This window comes from Mesorhizobium robiniae (assembly GCF_040545535.1).
Taxonomy (GTDB): domain Bacteria; phylum Pseudomonadota; class Alphaproteobacteria; order Rhizobiales; family Rhizobiaceae; genus Mesorhizobium; species Mesorhizobium robiniae.
Genome location: NZ_JBEPMC010000042.1, coordinates 1 through 1,305, shown reverse-complemented (window position 1 = coordinate 1,305; position 1,305 = coordinate 1). Strand labels below are relative to the sequence as shown.

Here is a 1,305-nt window from a genome sequence, read left to right as displayed (position 1 = left end):
CCCAGCCCGAATAGGAATTCAGCATCGACACGACCACCGGCATGTCGGCGCCGCCGATTGGGATGATGAGCAGGACGCCAAGAACAAGCGATGCCGCCACGATCAACCAGAACACCAGCTTGGACTCGCTGGTGACCAGCAGGACGATCAGCACGACCAGCGCGATGGCGAGAGCGGCGTTGATGACGTGGCGGCCGCCGATCATGATCGGCTTGCCCGACATGCGGCCGTCGAGCTTGAGGAAGGCGATGACCGAGCCGGTGAAGGTGATGGCGCCGATGGCGACACCGAGGCTCATCTCGATCAGCGCCTGGGCGTGGATGTCGGCGACCGTGCCGATGCCAAAACTCTCCGGTGCATAGATGGCGGCAGCCGCGACCATGACCGCGGCAAGGCCGACGAGCGAGTGGAAGGCGGCGACCAGCTGCGGCATCGAGGTCATGGCGATGCGCCGTGCGGTGACCGCGCCGACCGAGCCGCCAATGGCGAGACCGAGCACGATGAGGCTGAAGCCTCCCGCCGAAGGGGTCGCCAGCGCCAGCGTGGTGACAATGGCAATGGCCATGCCGATCATGCCGTACATGTTGCCCTGGCGGCTGGTGGTCGGGTGCGACAGGCCGCGCAATGCCAGGATGAACAGGATGCCGGAGACCAAGTAGAGGAAGGAGGCGAAGTTGGCGTTCATCTCGCTCTACTTGTCCTTCTTCTTGTACATCGCCAGCATGCGCTGAGTGACGAGAAAGCCGCCGAAGATGTTGACCGAGACCAGCATCAGCGCGACGAAACCAAAACCGGTGGCGACGCCGGACGCCGAGATGCCGACGGCAAGCAGCGCGCCGACGACGATGACCGAGGAAATGGCGTTGGTGACGGCCATCAGCGGCGTGTGCAGAGCCGGCGTGACGGACCAGACGACGTAATAGCCGACGAAGATCGCCAGCACGAAAATGGCGAAACGGAAGACGAAGGGATCGATCGCTCCGCCGGACAGCGCGTGCGCAGCGTCGGCTGCCGCATCGGTGCCGCCTGGAGCGGTGGCCAGATCCTGCACCGCGAGCCGGACGGCAGCGGTCGCCTGGTCGAGCTGGTCGAGAGCTTTCTGCAAGGTCTGGTCCATCACGCGGTCCCTTTTGACTTCGATGAGGGCGACTTCGATGGGGGCGACTTGGGCGCGGCCGGTTTCTTGGGCGCAGCCGGTTTCTTGGGCGCGGCCTTCTTTGCAGCAGCCGGTTTGGCGGAAGCGTCGGCGACCATCGTTTTGGCCGGGATCGCCGGCGGTTCGACACGCGGCGCTTGCTCAACCCT

Annotated in this window: 2 protein-coding genes and 1 pseudogene; all 3 read right to left on the bottom strand. The window is 65.0% G+C overall.

Features of this window, described 5'->3' with window-relative positions:
* Positions 1–685 (bottom strand): NAD(P)(+) transhydrogenase (Re/Si-specific) subunit beta (locus ABID19_RS34265; RefSeq protein WP_354494860.1); only part of this gene is annotated, 685 nt, incomplete at its 3' end.
* A 6-nt stretch (positions 686–691) separates the two neighbouring features.
* Positions 692–1,117 (bottom strand): proton-translocating transhydrogenase family protein, encoded by a 426-nt coding sequence (locus ABID19_RS34260; protein WP_435528786.1) that lies wholly within the window; start codon positions 1,115–1,117, stop codon positions 692–694.
* A pseudogene (locus tag ABID19_RS34255) lies at positions 1,117–1,305 on the bottom strand (hypothetical protein); the annotation flags it as partial. The pseudogene ABID19_RS34255 and the gene ABID19_RS34260, both read right to left, overlap by 1 nt.